Origin of the sequence: Mycobacterium sp. 1245499.0, assembly GCF_001673615.1 — a bacterium.
In the GTDB taxonomy this organism is placed as follows: Bacteria; Actinomycetota; Actinomycetes; order Mycobacteriales; family Mycobacteriaceae; genus Mycobacterium; species Mycobacterium europaeum_A.
The window spans coordinates 1-14,774 of sequence record NZ_LZMG01000267.1 but is presented as its reverse complement, the minus strand read 5'-3'; the positions used below and the strand labels follow the sequence as shown (position 1 = coordinate 14,774).

Sequence of the window (14,774 nt, the reverse complement as noted above, 5' to 3'; positions counted from 1 at the left end):
CGGAGGTGCGGGCGAAGACCAGGTCGTGGGTCGCGCGGTGGACCCCCGTGTTGAACCGCTTGGAGCCGTTGATCACCCAGCTGTCGCCGTCGCGTTCGGCGTGCGTTTCCAGCCAGGTGGCATCCGAACCGTGCTTGGGTTCGGTCAGCCCGAAGGCCATGGACCGCTCCCCGGTGATCAACGGCTCCAAGCGGTTCAACACGGGGGTCCACCGCGCGACCCACGACCTGGTCTTCGCCCGCACCTCCGGTGAGCCCGGCAGCGCCCGGGGCATCACCGCGTTTCTGGTGCCGACGGACACCCCCGGATTCAACGTCCCCTACTACTGGTGGACGTTCAACATGCCGACCGACCACGGCGAGGTCGAGCTCACCGATGTGCGGATTCCCGCCGATGCGGTGCTCGGTGAGGTGGACCGCGGACTGGAAGTCGCCCAAACCTTCTTGCACGAGAATCGAATTCGGCAAGCTGCCAGCAGCCTGGGCGCGGCGCAATACTGCATCGACCGGGCCGCCGAATACGCCGGCGCCCGAACGGTGTTCGGCAAGCCGCTGTCGGTCAACCAAGCGGTCCAGTGGCCGCTGGCCGAGTTGGCGACCGAAGCGCAGATGGTGCGGCTGCTGGTGCACTACGCCGCCTGGCATCTCGACCGCGACCACCACATGGAGGTCTCGGACAAGGTGTCGATGGCGAACTACCGCGCCAACCGCCTGGTGTGCGACGCCGCCGACCGCGCCATGCAGATCTTCGGCGGCCTCGGCTACAGCCGCCACGAGCCGTTCGAACACATCTACCGCCACCACCGTCGCTACCGGATCACCGAGGGCGCCGAGGAAATACAGATCCGCCGGGTGGCGCAGCGGCTGTTCAAATTCGGCAAGAAGTGATGGACAGCGTCGAGTCAGCGGAGCTGGGCACCAAACTGGCCGGGGTGCTCTCGGCGGCCCTTGGCGCCGACACCGCGGTCCTGAATCTGCGGGCGTTGACCGGTGGCGCCAGTAGGACCACCTGGGCGTTCGAGGCCGTCACCGGCGCGCAGCGTCGCGCACTGATTCTGCGCACCGGCCCACCCGACGATGTGCATGCCGGGATGGAGCTGGAAGCCAGGGCGCAGGCCGCCGCACGCGCCGCCGGCGCGCCGGTCCCCCACGTGTTGATCGCCGACAATTCGCCCGCCGCACTGGGCAATCCGTTCCTGATCTGTGACGAGATCAAGGGCGAGACCATCGTGCGGCGCATCCAGCGTCAGCTGGAGCGCGCCGACGGGCCGGCGGCCCGCGCGCAATTGCTGCAGCAGTGCGCGCAGGCGGCGGCCGCCATTCACCGCGCCGACCCAGACGTTCCGGACCTGACCCACGAGGACCAACTCACCGAATGGCGGCAACGCCTCGACGACATGGGCGACACCACCGCAACCTTCGAGTGGGGGTTTCGCTGGCTGACCGCGCACCGTCCCCCACCGTCGCCGGCGGTGTTGGTACACGGCGATTTTCGGATGGGCAACCTGATCGTCGACGGGTCAAACCTCGCCGCGGTGCTGGACTGGGAACTCGTACACGTCGGGCAGGCCTACGAAGACCTGGCCTGGTTCTGCATCCGGGCCTGGCGATTCGGCGCTCCGGCCAGCCTCGACGCCGGCGGCTTGGGCAGCATCGAAAGCTTCCTACGGGCCTACGAGCAGGCCAGCGGGACTACCGTCGACCGGGTGGCGTTTCACTGGTGGCTGGTGCTGGCCACCCTGCGCTGGGGCGTCATCTGCCGCTTCCAGGCCGAGCGGCACCTGAGCGGGCAACATCGCTCGGTCGAGTTGGCCACCATCGGCCGCCGGGTGTGCGAGACCGAGTGGGACCTGCTCAACCTGCTCGCGCCCGCCGACGATGCGCGCCGCGCGGCGGCGCGAGGAGGAGGCGGGCAATCGGGGCCGGGCGCCGCCGTGACCGGCCGGTACGGCCGCCCGCGGGCCGCCGAACTCGTCGCCGCGGTCGCCGAATTCCTGGAGAACGACGTGCGCGGGGCGACCAAGGGGCAGGTCAACTTCCACGCCCGCGTCGCCGCCAACGCGCTGCGCATCGTCGAACGCGAACTGCTCGACGACAGCGCGGCCCAATCCCGCGCGGCACTGGCCGACCTGGGCTTCGCCGACGAAGAACAGCTGGCCGCCGCGATACGCTCCGGCGAGTTGGACGACCAAGCGGACCGGGTCACCGCGTGCCTGCGCACCCTGGTACGACGCCGATTGGCCGTCGCGCACCCCGGATACGACAGCGAATAGCCCCGCGAGCGACAGAGGAGCCAGGCATGCCCGCTTCCAGCGCCGAGACGGTCATCGATGCGGCCAACCGCCTGTTCACGGCGATCGAACGCGGCGACGTCGACGCGGTCGACGCGATGTGGAGCGACGACATCGCGGTATGGCGCGTCGGCTCGCGCCGCGGCCCACTCACAGCGGACGACAAGGCCCGCGCGATGCGGGTCATCGAGTGGTTCATCGGCGCCACCACGCAGCGTCGCTACGAAATCCTCGACCGGCAGATCTTCGCGGATTCTTCGCAGGGATCCGCGCGGGGCTTCGTCCAGCAGCACATCTTGCACGCCACCGGGCATGCCCGACAGTCGATCTCGCTGCGGGTCTGCATCGTGATCAGGGTGGGCACCGACGGCCTGATCGAGCGCATCGACGAATATTTCGATCCCGCAGGGATCGCGCCGTTGCTGAACTAGCGCTAGATTCGCCACGACACTTGCGGGTGACGACACTTGGGGTGACGATGACGACTTTGGAGACACTGCTTCACGATCCCGACATGGCCGGCGCGTGGAACCTGGTGCGGGATCGCTCGGCCATCACGTTCAAGATCCGCAACATGTGGGGCCTGCTGAACGTCAAGGGCCGCTTCACCGACTTCACCGGCGACGGCCAACTGAGCGGCAACGGAGCGGTTTTCGGCCGCGTCGACATCCGGACCGCCTCACTGGACACTGGCATCGGCCGTCGCGACACACACCTGCGCTCGGCCGACTTCTTCGACGTCGACCGCTTCGCTGAGATCAGCGTCGTGGTGACCGCGGTGCACCCGACGAAGGGCAAGGCCGCCGACCTTCGGGCGACCTTCACCATCAAGGGCGTCACCGAGGAGGTGACGCTGCCGGTCACGATCTCCGAGCTGGAGGACGGCTCGATCCGAATCACCGGCGAAACCAAGCTCGATCGCGACCGGTTCGACCTGGGTTGGAACCGCCTCGGCATGATGAGCTCCACGGCAACCGTCGCCGCGGACGCCATCTTCGTGCGGGCATCGCAGTAAAGGATTTCTGCGGGCACTCCCGCCCAACCGGGTGCGACACCAGTAGCATCTGCACCGTGCCCGACTCCACCCCCCAGTCCAGCGTCGCCCTGCGGATCCTCGTCTACAGCAGCAACGTCCACACCCGCGAACGGGTGATGCGGGCGCTGGGCAAGCAGCTGCACCCCGATCTGCCCGAGCTCAGCTATGTCGAGGTGGCGACCGGGCCGATGGTGGTGGCGACGATGGACAAGGGCGGCATCGACTTGGCCATCCTGGACGGCGAGGCCACTCCGACCGGCGGGATGGGAATCGCAAAGCAGCTCAAAGACGAACTCGAGAACTGCCCGCCCCTGGTCGTGCTGACCGGGCGGCCCGACGACGCGTGGTTGGCCTCCTGGTCGCGCGCCGAGGGCGCGGTGCCCCACCCTATCGACCCGATCGTGCTGGGACGCACGGTGCTCAACCTGCTGCGGGCACCGGTTAGCTGACTCCAGTCCGCGTCGCGGCTTTGCTGCGACCACTGTTTTCGCGCCACCGAATGCGGGCCTGTCCGCCCTGGCGACGCCGTTGATCTTTAGCGCCGCAGCGATCGGCGCAGCAGCGCCTTTGCTGGTGCTCCCCGCCTAGCCGATGTGGCGGATCGCGTCCGGCGACGGGCGTTGGTTTCACCGGCTATCGAGTTTGCGCAGCACAGCGCTGCGTGGCACCGCCAATACTGCAAAATGCCCACCCCGGACAAGCGCACTGCACGCCGCGACGCTATGTTGTAAATCACTGTGGCGGGCTTGCGACCCAGTTCGTCACAGCAGCCCGGTTACCGCCTGGCCGCTGCAGGCGGCTCGTACGACGGATCATGGAGCGAGTTGAACGTCTACATACCCATCCTGGTGCTAGGCGCCATCGCCACCGCCTTTGCCGTGGGCTCGGTGGCGATCGCGAGCCTGGCCGGCCCGTCACGGTTCAACAAGTCGAAGATGTCGGCCTACGAGTGTGGAATCGAACCCACCGAGACATCGGTGAGCGGCCCGCATGCGACGGCCGGGCAGCGCTTTCCGGTGAAGTACTACCTCACCGCGATGCTCTTCATCGTCTTCGACATCGAAATCGTGTTCCTGTATCCCTGGGCTGTCAGCTATGACGCGCTGGGCACGTTCGCTCTGGTCGAAATGGTGATTTTCATGCTGACGGTTTTCGTGGCCTACGCCTACGTGTGGCGCCGCGGCGGCCTGACGTGGGATTGAGGTAAGACGTGGGTCTTGAGGAACAGCTGCCCGGCGGGATCCTGCTGTCCACAGTCGAGAAGGTCGCGGGCTACGTCCGCAAGAACTCACTGTGGCCGGCGACATTCGGGTTGGCCTGCTGCGCCATCGAGATGATGGCAACGGCCGGGCCACGATTCGACATCGCCCGGTTCGGCATGGAGCGCTTCTCGGCCACCCCACGCCAGGCCGATCTGATGATCGTCGCCGGGCGGGTCAGCCAGAAGATGGCCCCCGTCCTGCGGCAGATCTATGACCAGATGGCTGAACCGAAATGGGTGCTGGCCATGGGCGTCTGCGCGTCATCCGGCGGAATGTTCAACAACTACGCGGTGGTGCAGGGCGTCGACCACGTGGTTCCGGTGGACATCTACCTGCCCGGCTGCCCACCGCGACCGGAGATGCTGCTGTACGCAATCCTGAAGCTGCACGAGAAGATTCAGGAGATGCCGCTGGGCGTCAACCGGGAGACCGCCATCGCCGAGGCCGAGCAGGCGGCGCTGTCGGCGCGGCCCACGATCGAGATGCGCGGACTGCTGCGATGAGCACGCCGGACCAAGATCCCAAGCAAGCGATCAGCGGCGCCGACGAAGAGGTAATCGACGTGCGCCGCGGCATGTTCGGCGCCAAGGGCACGGGCGACACGTCCGGTTACGGACGGCTGGTGCGCGAGGTGGTACTGCCGGGCAGCAGCCCGCGGCCCTACGGCGGCTATTTCGACGAGGTGGTCGACGGCCTGGCCGCGGCGTTGAACCAGGACAACGTCGAATTCACTGACGCCATCGAGAAAGTCGTGGTGTACCGCGACGAACTCACCCTGCACGTCCGCCGCGACGCGCTGGTGCAGGTCGCTCATCGGCTGCGGGACGACCCCCAACTGCGCTTCGAAATGTGCCTGGGCGTCAGCGGGGTGCATTACCCGCACGAGACGGGTCGCGAACTGCACGCGGTGTACCCGCTGCAGTCGATCACGCACAACCGGCGTGTCCGCCTGGAAGTGTCTGCGCCCGAAAGTGATCCGCACATCCCCTCGCTGTTCGGGATCTATCCGACCACCGACTGGCACGAGCGGGAGACCTACGACTTCTTCGGCATCATCTTCGACGGACATCCGTCGTTGACCCGCATCGAGATGCCCGACGACTGGCACGGACACCCCCAGCGCAAGGACTACCCCCTCGGCGGGATTCCCGTCGAATATAAAGGCGCACAAATACCCCCGCCCGACGAGCGGAGAGCGTACAACTGATGAGCACTACCACCGAAACGACGCACGACGGCGCCGGCGAGAAGTTCGTGGTCGCCGGCGGTCAGGACTGGGACAAGGTCGTCGAAGCCGCCCGCGGCGCCGACCCCGGCGAACGCATCATCGTCAACATGGGCCCCCAGCATCCGTCCACCCACGGGGTGCTGCGGCTGATCCTGGAGATCGAGGGCGAGACCGTGACCGACGCCCGTTGCGGCATCGGGTATCTGCACACCGGCATCGAAAAGAACCTCGAATACCGCTACTGGACCCAAGGCGTCACGTTCGTGACCCGGATGGATTACCTCGCACCGTTTTTCAACGAGACGGCCTACTGCCTGGGCGTGGAGAAGCTGCTCGGCATCACCGACCAGATACCGGAGCGGGTCAACGTCATCCGGGTGATGATGATGGAGCTCAACCGGATCTCGTCGCATCTGGTGGCCTTGGCCACCGGCGGCATGGAGCTGGGTGCCATGACCCCGATGTTCGTCGGCTTCCGGGGGCGCGAGATCGTGCTGACCCTGTTCGAATCGATCACCGGCCTGCGGATGAACAGCGCCTACGTCCGGCCCGGTGGTGTGGCACAGGACTTGCCGCCCAACGCGGAGACCGAGATCGTCGAGGGCCTCAAGGGGCTCAAGCAGGTGCTGCGCGAAATGAGCGGTCTGCTCAACGAGAACGCCATCTGGAAGGCCCGCACCCAGGACGTCGGTTATTTGGATCTGACCGGGTGCATCGCGCTGGGCATCACCGGACCCATTCTGCGTGCCACCGGGCTGCCCCACGATCTGCGCAAGAGCGAGCCGTACTGCGGATATGAAAACTACGAATTCGACGTGATCACCGAAGACACGTGTGATGCTTACGGGCGCTACATGATTCGCGTCAACGAGATGTGGGAGTCGATCAAGATCGTCGAGCAGTGTCTGGACAAGCTGAAGCCCGGCCCGACCATGGTCGAGGACCGCAAGATCGCCTGGCCGGCCGACCTGAAGGTGGGCCCCGACGGCATGGGCAACTCGCAGGAGCACATCGCCAAGATCATGGGCGGCTCGATGGAAGCGCTGATCCACCACTTCAAACTGGTCACCGAGGGCATCAGGGTTCCCGCGGGCCAGGTCTACACGGCAGTCGAGTCGCCGCGCGGGGAGCTGGGCGTGCACATGGTCAGTGATGGCGGCACCCGGCCCTATCGGGTGCACTATCGAGACCCCTCCTTCACCAATCTGCAATCGGTGGCGGCGATGTGCGAAGGCGGCATGGTCGCCGATCTGATCACCGCGGTCGCCAGCATCGACCCGGTCATGGGCGGGGTGGATCGGTGACCGGGCCGCAGGGACAGCCGGTCTTCATCCGGCTCGGCCCACCGCCCGACGAGCCCAACGCGTTCGTCGTCGAGGGAGCGCCCAAGACGTATCCACCCGAGGTGCGGGCGCGGCTGGAGGTCGACGCCAAGGAGATCATGGGGCGCTACCCCAACAAGCGCTCGGCGCTGCTGCCGCTGCTGCACCTGGTGCAGGCGGAGGATTCCTACCTGACGCCGGCGGGGCTGGAGTTCTGCGGTGAGCAACTGGGTCTCACGGGGGCGGAAGTGTCCGCGGTGGCCAGCTTTTACACCATGTATCGCCGGGGTCCCACCGGCGATTATCTCGTCGGTGTCTGCACAAACACGTTGTGCGCCATCATGGGTGGCGACGCCATCTTCGACGCCCTGAAAGAACACCTGGGCGTCGGCAACGATGAGACCACCGCCGACGGGTCGGTCACCTTGCAACACATCGAGTGCAACGCCGCCTGCGATTACGCGCCGGTGGTGATGGTCAACTGGGAATTCTTCGACAACCAGACGCCGGACTCGGCGCGCGAACTCGTCGACTCGCTGCGCGCCGGCGAGCCCAAGCAGCCCACTCGCGGAGCGCCGCTGTGCGTCTTCCGCGAAACGTCGCGCATCCTGGCCGGCCTACCCGACGAGCGTCCCGACCAAGGCCAGGGCGGCGCCGGTGCCGCGACCCTAGCCGGCCTGAAGGTAGCCAAGGAACTCGGCATGGAGGCGCCCGGCGCGCCGGAAGGCCAGCAATGACAACGACTTCGGACACCTCGCAGGCGACGCCGCTCACTCCGGTCATCAGCCGCTTCTGGGACGATCCCGAGTCCTGGACCCTGCAGACCTATCACCGCCACGGTGGATACGAGGCGATGAAGAAGGCCCTGGCGATGGAGCCCGACGAGGTGATCGGGCTGGTAAAGGACTCCGGGCTGCGCGGGCGCGGCGGCGCGGGCTTCTCGACGGGCACGAAGTGGTCGTTCATCCCGCAGGGCGACACCGGGGCGGCGGCCAAACCGCATTACTTGGTCGTCAACGCCGACGAGTCGGAACCCGGGACGTGCAAAGACATTCCGCTGATGCTGGCGACACCGCACGTCCTCGTCGAGGGTGTCATCATCGCCGCCTACGCGATCCGGGCCAGCCACGCGTTCATCTACGTGCGCGGGGAGGTGCTGCCGGTGCTGCGCCGCCTGCAGAACGCGGTGGCCGAGGCCTACGCCGCGGGCTACCTGGGCCGCGACATCAACGGCTCCGGCTTCGACCTCGAACTGGTGGTGCACGCCGGCGCCGGCGCCTACATCTGCGGTGAGGAAACCGCGCTGCTGGACTCCCTGGAAGGCCGTCGCGGCCAGCCGCGGCTGCGCCCGCCGTTTCCCGCCGTGGCCGGGCTGTACGGCTGCCCCACCGTGATCAACAACGTCGAGACCATCGCCAGCGTGCCGCCGATCATCGGCAACGGCGTGGACTGGTTCCGTTCGATGGGCAGCGAGAAATCCCCGGGCTTCACGCTGTATTCGCTGTCCGGTCACGTCACCCGCCCCGGCCAGTACGAGGCCCCGCTGGGAATCACGTTGCGGGAGTTGCTCGCCTACGCCGGCGGCGTGCGTGCCGGGCACCGGCTGAAGTTCTGGACACCCGGCGGCTCGTCGACCCCGCTGCTGACCGACGAGCACCTCGACGTGCCGCTGGACTACGAGGGCGTCGGCGGGGTCGGCTCGATGCTGGGCACCAAGGCGCTCGAGATCTTCGACGAGACCACCTGCGTGGTTCGCGCCGTGCGGCGCTGGACGTACTTCTACAAGCACGAATCCTGCGGAAAATGCACGCCGTGCCGCGAGGGCACGTTCTGGCTGGACCAGATCTACGAGCGGCTGGAAACCGGCAAGGGCACCAGCGACGACATTGGCAAGCTGCTCGACATCTCCGACACCATTCTCGGAAAGTCGTTCTGCGCCTTGGGTGATGGTGCCGCCAGCCCGGTGATGTCGTCGATCAAGTTCTTCCGTGACGAGTACGTCGCGCACGTCGAGGGCGGCGGATGCCCCTTCGACCCCCGAGACTCCATGCTGACGCCGAACGGAAAGGCTTGAGGCGCTCATGACCCGCGACGGCGACGATGCAGAGCGAAGCGATGAAGAGGAGCGGCGCCTCATGACCCGCGACGGCGACGATGCAGAGCGAAGCGATGAAGAGGAGCGGCGCTCATGACCCGCGACGGCGACGATGCAGAGCGAAGCGATGAAGAGGAGCGGCGCTCATGACTAGTGCGGCCAAGACCGAGACCGGTGACGAGGTCCGTCCGCCGGACATGGTGACGCTGACCATCGACGGCAACGAGATCAGCGTCCCCAAGGGAACTTTGGTGATCCGGGCCGCCGAGTTGATGGGCATCCAGATCCCGCGGTTCTGTGACCACCCGCTGCTGGAACCGGTCGGCGCGTGCCGGCAGTGCCTGGTCGAGGTCGAGGGCCAACGCAAGCCGATGGCCTCGTGCACCACGGTCGCCACCGACGACATGGTGGTGCGCACCCAGCTGACGTCGGAGGCCGCCGACAAGGCCCAGCACGGCGTGATGGAGCTGCTGCTGATCAACCACCCGCTGGACTGCCCGATGTGTGACAAGGGCGGCGAGTGCCCGCTACAGAATCAGGCAATGTCCAACGGCCGCAGCGATTCTCGCTTCACCGACGTCAAACGCACCTTCGCCAAGCCGATCAACATCTCCTCGCAGGTTCTGCTGGACCGCGAGCGCTGCATCCTGTGCGCGCGCTGCACGCGGTTCTCCGAGCAGATCGCCGGCGACATCTTCATCGACATGCAGGAACGGGGCGCCCTGCAGCAGGTCGGCATCTACGCCAACGAACCGTTCGAGTCCTACTTCTCGGGCAACACCGTGCAAATCTGCCCGGTGGGCGCGCTGACCGGAAGCTCGTATCGGTTCCGGGCCAGGCCCTTCGACTTGGTGTCCAGCCCCAGCGTCTGCGAGCACTGCGCTTCCGGATGCGCCCAGCGCACCGACCACCGCCGCGGCAAGGTGCTGCGCCGGCTGGCCGGTGACGATCCCGAAGTCAACGAGGAGTGGAACTGCGACAAGGGCCGGTGGGCGTTCACCTACGCAAGCCAGCCCGACGTGCTCACCACTCCCCTGATCCGCGACGCCCACGGCTCGCTGCAACCGGCCTCGTGGTCGCACGCGATCGCCGTCGCGACCAGGGGCCTCGAGGCCGCGCGTGGCCGCACGGGGGTGCTCGTCGGCGGCAGGGCAACCTTGGAGGACGCCTACGCCTACTCCAAGTTCGCGCGAATCGTGTTAGACACCAACGATATCGACTTCCGCACCCGCCCGAGTTCGGCCGAGGAGGCCGACTTCCTGGCCGCCCGGATCGCGGGCAAACCGATCACCGTCAGCTACGCCGATCTGGAATCGGCGCCGGTCGTCGTGCTGGCCGGCTTCGAGCCCGAAGACGAGTCACCCATCGTGTTCCTGCGGTTGCGCAAGGCGGCCCGCAAGCACGGGTTGCCGGTCTACGCGATCGCGCCGTTCGCCACCCGCGCGCTGACCAAGATGTCCGGGCGGCTGATCAAAACCGTTCCGGGCGCCGAAGCTACGGCGCTGGACGGGTTGGCCACCGGCGAGGTGGGCGACCTGCTCTCCACCCCGGGCGCGGTCATCATGGTCGGCGAACGGCTTGCGTCGGTGCCGGGCGGGTTGTCGGCCGCGGCCCGGCTCGCCGACACCACCGGCGCCCGCCTGGCCTGGGTGCCGCGGCGCGCCGGGGAGCGGGGCGCGCTGGAGGCCGGTGCGCTGCCCGGGCTGCTGCCCGGAGGCCGCCCGGTCGACGACGAGACCGCCCGGGCGCAGATCGCCCAGGCATGGCACGTGTCCGAATTGCCGTCCGGCAGGGGGCGTGACGCCGACGCGATCCTGACCGCCGCCACCGACGGAACGCTGGGCGCGCTGCTGGTCGGCGGTGTCGAGCCCGACGACTTCGCCGATCCGGCCGCGGTACTGGCGGCGCTGGACGGTGTCGGCTTCGTCGTCAGCCTGGAGCTGCGGCACAGCGCCGTCACCGAACGCGCCGACGTCGTCTTCCCGGTCGCGCCGGTGACGCAGAAGGCCGGCGCATTCGTCAACTGGGAGGGCCGCTTCCGGCCGTTCGAGGCAGCGCTGCGGACGACTCAGGACGCCAGGCAATCCGACCACCAGGTGCTCGACACGCTGGCCGACGAGCTGGGCGTCTACCTCGGGATGTCCAGCGTCGAGACGGCCCGCGAAGAGCTTGCCGCGCTGCGAAATTGGGACGGCAAGCGTGCCGCGAACCCGGACGTCGCCGCCCCGCAACCCGCCCAGCCCGGCGCCGGTGAGGCGGTACTGGCCGGCTGGCGGGCGTTGCTGGACAACGGCCGCATGCAGGACGGCGAGCCGCATCTGGCGGGCACCGCGCGCAAGCCCTTCGCCCGGCTGTCGGCCGATACGGCCGCCGAGATCGGCGCCGCCGACGGCGACGCGGTCACGGTCAGGACGTCGCACGGATCCATCAGCCTGCCGCTGGTGATCACCGACATGCCCGACCGGGTGGTGTGGCTGCCGGTGAACTCGCCCGGCTCGGCGGTGCACCGCCGACTCGGCGTGTCGGTCGGCAGCACAGTCAAGATCGGAGTGGGCTCATGACCGGGTTGACCGCATTCGGGCACGACACCTGGTGGTTGGTGCTCGGCAAGGCACTGGCGATCTTCGTGTTCCTCATGCTGAACGTTCTGGTGGCGATCCTGCTCGAACGCAAAATCCTGGGCTGGATGCAGCTGCGGCCCGGCCCCAACCGGGCGGGCCCGTGGGGGGTACTGCAGAGCCTGGCCGACGGAATCAAGTTGGCGCTCAAGGAAACCATCACCCCGGGTGGCGTCGACAAGTTCGTCTACTTCGCGGCGCCGGTCATCTCCACGATCCCGGCGTTCACCGCCTTCGCGTTCATCCCGTTCGGTCCGGTGGTGTCGGTGTTCGGCCACCGCACGCCGCTGCAGCTGACCGACCTGCCGGTCGCCGTGCTGTTCATCCTCGGCCTGTCGGCGATCGGCGTGTACGGAATCGTCCTGGGCGGTTGGGCTTCCGGGTCCACCTACCCGCTGCTGGGCGGGGTGCGCTCAACCGCCCAGGTGATCTCCTACGAGGTGGCGATGGGGCTGTCGTTCGCGGCGGTCTTCCTCTACGCGGGCTCCATGTCGACGTCGCAGATCGTCGCCGCGCAGGACCGGGTCTGGTATGTGTTCCTGCTGCTGCCGTCGTTCGTGATCTACCTCATCTCGATGGTCGGTGAAACCAACCGGGCGCCTTTCGATTTGCCCGAGGCCGAGGGCGAGCTGGTCGCGGGATTCCACACCGAATACTCGTCGCTGAAGTTCGCGATGTTCATGCTGGCCGAGTACGTCAACATGATGACGGTCTCGTCACTGGCCACTGTCCTGTTCTTCGGTGGCTGGCACGCGCCGTGGCCGCTGAACATGTGGGCGGGCGCCAACACCGGATGGTGGCCGGTGCTGTGGTTCACCGCAAAGATGTGGACCTTCCTGTTCGTCTACTTCTGGCTGCGGGCCTCGCTGCCCCGGCTGCGCTACGACCAGTTCATGGGGCTGGGCTGGAAGCTGCTGATCCCGGCCTCGCTGGTCTGGGTGCTGATCGCCGCTGTGATCCGCACGCTGCAGAACCAGGGCTACGCGCACTGGACCCCGATACTGGTGGCCAGCAGCATCGTGTTCGCCACGGCGCTCGTGCTGTTGCTGCGAAAGCCGTTCAGCGCGCCGGGTATTCGCGCGCTGGAGAAACAGCTGCGCCGCGAGGCGAAGAAGCTCCCGGCCGCAGCGATCCCCGCGCCGGTATTCCCGACACCGCCGCTGCCGGCGAAAACCCAGAAGTCTTTGGCGGCTGCGAGCAAGGAGGAAGCACGTGGCTAAGTTTTTGGACGCCGTGGCCGGATTCGGCGTGACGTTCGGATCGATGTTCAAAAAGAATGTCACCGAGGAGTATCCGGAGAAACCGGGCCCCGTCAAGCCGCGCTATCACGGCCGCCACCAGCTCAACCGCTACCCCGACGGGCTGGAGAAGTGCATCGGGTGCGAACTGTGCGCCTGGGCCTGCCCGGCCGACGCGATCTACGTCGAGGGCGCGGACAACACCGAGGAACTCAGGTATTCGCCCGGCGAACGCTATGGCCGGGTCTACCAGATCAATTATCTGCGCTGCATCGGCTGCGGCCTGTGCATCGAGGCCTGCCCGACCCGGGCGCTGACGATGACCAACGACTACGAGATGGCCGACGACAACCGCGCCGACCTGATCTACGAGAAGGACCGGCTGCTGGCGCCGCTGCTGCAGGACATGCTCGCGCCGCCCCACCCGAGGACCGCCGGCGCCACCGATAAGGATTACTACCAGGGCAATGTGACCGCGCACGGGTTGCGAGAGATCGAGCAGGCCGGAGACTCCCGGTGACCGGATTGACCGGCCACGCAGTCGTCGTGGCGTCCAGTTTTGCCCACGACACCATCGTCCGAACCTCTACCGGCGAAGCGGTCGCCTTCTGGGTGCTGGGCGTGCTGGCCGTGCTCGGCGCGATCGGAGTGGTCACCGCCGTCAACGCCGTGTATTCGGCGATGTTCTTGGCGATGACCATGATCATCCTGGCGATCTTCTACATGATCCAGGACGCGCTGTTCTTGGGTGTGGTGCAGGTCGTCGTCTACACCGGCGCGGTGATGATGCTGTTCCTGTTCGTGCTGATGCTCATCGGTGTGGATTCCGCGGAATCGCTCCAGGAGACGCTGCGTGGTCAGCGCGTCGCCGGGGTGGCGGCCGGCATCGGGTTCGGCATCCTGCTCATCGCCGTGATCGGCAACGTGGCCACCGGCGGTTTCGCCGGCCTGACCACCGCCAACGCCAACGGCAACGTGGAAGGGCTGGCGGCGCTGATCTTTTCGCGGTACCTGTGGGCGTTCGAGCTGACCAGCGCGCTGCTGATCACCGCGGCCGTCGGGGCGATGGTGCTGGCGCACCGCGAACGCTTCGAGCGCCGCAAGACCCAGCGCGAGCTCTCCCAGGAACGCTTCCGGCCGGGCGGACACTCCACGCCGATGCCGAACCCCGGCGTCTACGCCCGCCACAACGCGGTGGACGTGGCCGCGTTGTTGCCGGACGGCTCGTACTCGAAGCTTTCGGTGTCGCCGATACTGCAAAGCCGCGGCGCCGACGGCAAGAAGACCCCGTCCACCGAGCCGAGCCCGAGTCTCTCCCAAGGCGGTACGTCGTGAATCCGGCCAATTACCTATATCTTTCGGCGCTGCTGTTCACCATCGGCGCCTCCGGGGTGTTGTTGCGCCGCAACGCCATTGTGATGTTCATGTGCGTGGAGCTGATGCTCAACGCGGTCAACCTCGCGTTCGTCACGTTCGCGCGGATGCACGGCCACCTGGACGGGCAGATGATCGCGTTCTTCACGATGGTGGTCGCAGCCTGCGAAGTGGTCATCGGCCTGGCCATCATCATGACCATCTTCCGTACCCGCAAATCGGCGTCCGTCGACGACGCGAATCTACTCAAAGGCTGAAGACGCCAACATGACTCAACACACCTGGTTGCTGGTGGCGCTGCCATTGGCGGG

16 protein-coding genes and 1 pseudogene are annotated in these 14,774 nt (G+C 67.1%); 16 read left to right on the top strand and 1 reads right to left on the bottom strand.

What is annotated here, in order from left to right; all coding sequences use genetic code 11:
- A partial coding sequence (locus tag A5646_RS28175; protein WP_369806950.1) for an acyl-CoA dehydrogenase family protein occupies positions 1-160 on the bottom strand: 160 nt, incomplete at its 3' end.
- Positions 161-173: 13 nt separating this feature from the next.
- Here A5646_RS28175 and A5646_RS15760 point away from each other — a divergent pair.
- The 16 genes and pseudogenes from A5646_RS15760 to nuoK all read left to right on the top strand — a co-directional run.
- Positions 174-887 (top strand): annotated as a pseudogene (locus A5646_RS15760) (acyl-CoA dehydrogenase); the annotation flags it as partial.
- Positions 887-2,272 carry a phosphotransferase family protein gene (locus A5646_RS15755; RefSeq protein ID WP_066877901.1) on the top strand — a complete coding sequence of 462 codons (1,386 nt, stop codon included), beginning with the start codon at positions 887-889 and terminating at the stop codon, positions 2,270-2,272. The pseudogene A5646_RS15760 and the gene A5646_RS15755, both read left to right, overlap by 1 nt.
- Positions 2,273-2,298: 26 nt before the next feature.
- Positions 2,299-2,721: a nuclear transport factor 2 family protein gene (locus A5646_RS15750; protein ID WP_066877902.1), complete on the top strand. Its 423-nt coding sequence runs from the start codon at positions 2,299-2,301 to the stop codon at positions 2,719-2,721.
- A 47-nt stretch (positions 2,722-2,768) separates the two neighbouring features.
- Positions 2,769-3,305 (top strand): YceI family protein, encoded by a 537-nt coding sequence (locus A5646_RS15745; RefSeq protein WP_066871177.1) that lies wholly within the window; start codon positions 2,769-2,771, stop codon positions 3,303-3,305.
- Between the two features lie 56 nt (positions 3,306-3,361).
- Complete coding sequence (locus tag A5646_RS15740) at positions 3,362-3,775, top strand: response regulator (RefSeq protein ID WP_066877903.1); 414 nt, start codon at positions 3,362-3,364, stop codon at positions 3,773-3,775.
- 375 nt (positions 3,776-4,150) lie between these two features.
- A complete protein-coding gene (locus A5646_RS15735) occupies positions 4,151-4,528 on the top strand; it encodes an NADH-quinone oxidoreductase subunit A (RefSeq protein WP_007772880.1) in 378 nt (125 codons plus the stop codon).
- Positions 4,529-4,536: 8 nt separating this feature from the next.
- Complete coding sequence (locus tag A5646_RS15730; protein ID WP_007772881.1) at positions 4,537-5,091, top strand: NADH-quinone oxidoreductase subunit B family protein; 555 nt, start codon at positions 4,537-4,539, stop codon at positions 5,089-5,091.
- The gene (locus A5646_RS15725) at positions 5,088-5,795 is read left to right on the top strand and encodes an NADH-quinone oxidoreductase subunit C (protein ID WP_066877904.1); all 708 of its coding nucleotides are present in this window, start codon (positions 5,088-5,090) and stop codon (positions 5,793-5,795) included. Before A5646_RS15730 ends, A5646_RS15725 begins: the two co-directional genes overlap by 4 nt.
- A complete protein-coding gene (gene nuoD / locus A5646_RS15720) occupies positions 5,795-7,120 on the top strand; it encodes an NADH dehydrogenase (quinone) subunit D (RefSeq protein WP_066877905.1) in 1,326 nt (441 codons plus the stop codon). Before A5646_RS15725 ends, nuoD begins: the two co-directional genes overlap by 1 nt.
- Positions 7,117-7,875, top strand: coding sequence for an NADH-quinone oxidoreductase subunit NuoE (gene nuoE / locus A5646_RS15715; protein WP_066877906.1), 759 nt, complete (start codon positions 7,117-7,119; stop codon positions 7,873-7,875). The genes nuoD and nuoE overlap by 4 nt, the downstream gene beginning before the upstream one ends.
- Complete coding sequence (gene nuoF, locus A5646_RS15710) at positions 7,872-9,212, top strand: NADH-quinone oxidoreductase subunit NuoF (protein WP_066877908.1); 1,341 nt, start codon at positions 7,872-7,874, stop codon at positions 9,210-9,212. The genes nuoE and nuoF overlap by 4 nt, the downstream gene beginning before the upstream one ends.
- Before the next feature lie 167 nt (positions 9,213-9,379).
- The gene (locus A5646_RS15705; protein WP_066877910.1) at positions 9,380-11,794 is read left to right on the top strand and encodes an NADH-quinone oxidoreductase subunit G; all 2,415 of its coding nucleotides are present in this window, start codon (positions 9,380-9,382) and stop codon (positions 11,792-11,794) included.
- Positions 11,795-11,799: 5 nt separating this feature from the next.
- Positions 11,800-13,071, top strand: coding sequence for an NADH-quinone oxidoreductase subunit NuoH (nuoH, locus tag A5646_RS15700; protein WP_066871180.1), 1,272 nt, complete (start codon positions 11,800-11,802; stop codon positions 13,069-13,071).
- Entirely contained in the window at positions 13,064-13,609 is a 546-nt protein-coding gene (gene nuoI / locus A5646_RS15695) for an NADH-quinone oxidoreductase subunit NuoI (protein WP_066870854.1), read from the top strand. Before nuoH ends, nuoI begins: the two co-directional genes overlap by 8 nt.
- A gap of 26 nt (positions 13,610-13,635) precedes the next feature.
- Complete coding sequence (locus A5646_RS15690; protein ID WP_197505211.1) at positions 13,636-14,424, top strand: NADH-quinone oxidoreductase subunit J; 789 nt, start codon at positions 13,636-13,638, stop codon at positions 14,422-14,424.
- Positions 14,421-14,720: an NADH-quinone oxidoreductase subunit NuoK gene (gene nuoK / locus A5646_RS15685; protein ID WP_007772892.1), complete on the top strand. Its 300-nt coding sequence runs from the start codon at positions 14,421-14,423 to the stop codon at positions 14,718-14,720. Before A5646_RS15690 ends, nuoK begins: the two co-directional genes overlap by 4 nt.
- The last annotated feature ends 54 nt before the right edge of the window (positions 14,721-14,774 follow it).

Excerpts from the sequence above, each read along its gene's own strand:
- A5646_RS15755 (WP_066877901.1), top strand. The coding sequence starts at position 887 with ATGGACAGCGTCGAGTCAGCGGAGCTGGGCACCAAACTGGCCGGGGTG.
- A5646_RS15750 (WP_066877902.1), top strand. The coding sequence starts at position 2,299 with ATGCCCGCTTCCAGCGCCGAGACGGTCATCGATGCGGCCAACCGCCTG.
- A5646_RS15745 (WP_066871177.1), top strand. The coding sequence starts at position 2,769 with ATGACGACTTTGGAGACACTGCTTCACGATCCCGACATGGCCGGCGCG.
- A5646_RS15725 (WP_066877904.1), top strand. The coding sequence starts at position 5,088 with ATGAGCACGCCGGACCAAGATCCCAAGCAAGCGATCAGCGGCGCCGAC.
- nuoD (WP_066877905.1), top strand. The coding sequence starts at position 5,795 with ATGAGCACTACCACCGAAACGACGCACGACGGCGCCGGCGAGAAGTTC.
- nuoF (WP_066877908.1), top strand. The coding sequence starts at position 7,872 with ATGACAACGACTTCGGACACCTCGCAGGCGACGCCGCTCACTCCGGTC.
- A5646_RS15705 (WP_066877910.1), top strand. The coding sequence starts at position 9,380 with ATGACTAGTGCGGCCAAGACCGAGACCGGTGACGAGGTCCGTCCGCCG.